Origin of the sequence: Bradyrhizobium campsiandrae (assembly GCF_014529705.1) — a bacterium.
In the GTDB taxonomy this organism is placed as follows: domain Bacteria; phylum Pseudomonadota; class Alphaproteobacteria; order Rhizobiales; family Xanthobacteraceae; genus Bradyrhizobium; species Bradyrhizobium campsiandrae.
Map to the genome: position 1 here is coordinate 1 of NZ_JAANIH010000295.1, position 368 is coordinate 368.

Below are 368 nucleotides of genomic sequence, written 5' to 3' on the forward strand. Positions count from 1 at the left end.
CACCTGAAGAAGCTGCTCAAGATCGACGACGGTGCGGCCAGCGATCCCGAGAACGGTTTTATCGTGGTCACCCAGGTCGGCAGCCAGACGTTTGGCATCGTGGTTGACGGCGTGTTCCACACCGAAGAAATCGTGGTCAAGCCGATGTCGACGAAACTGCGTCACATCGACATGTTCTCCGGCAACACCATCCTCGGCGATGGCGCCGTGATCATGATCATCGACCCCAACGGCATTGCCAAGGCGCTCGGCGCCGCCGGCTCCTCGGCCCATGACATGGGCGACGACAATGCCGCGCATCACATCGGCTCGGGCGAGCAGACCACCTCGCTCCTGGTGTTCCGCGCCGGCTCGTCCCAGCCCAAGGC

General features: G+C 63.0%; 1 protein-coding gene. It reads left to right on the plus strand.

Going from position 1 to position 368, the window contains the following annotated elements; all coding sequences use genetic code 11:
* On the plus strand, positions 1-368 hold a 368-nt coding region (locus G8O24_RS43160; RefSeq protein ID WP_188108471.1), incomplete at both ends, for a chemotaxis protein CheW.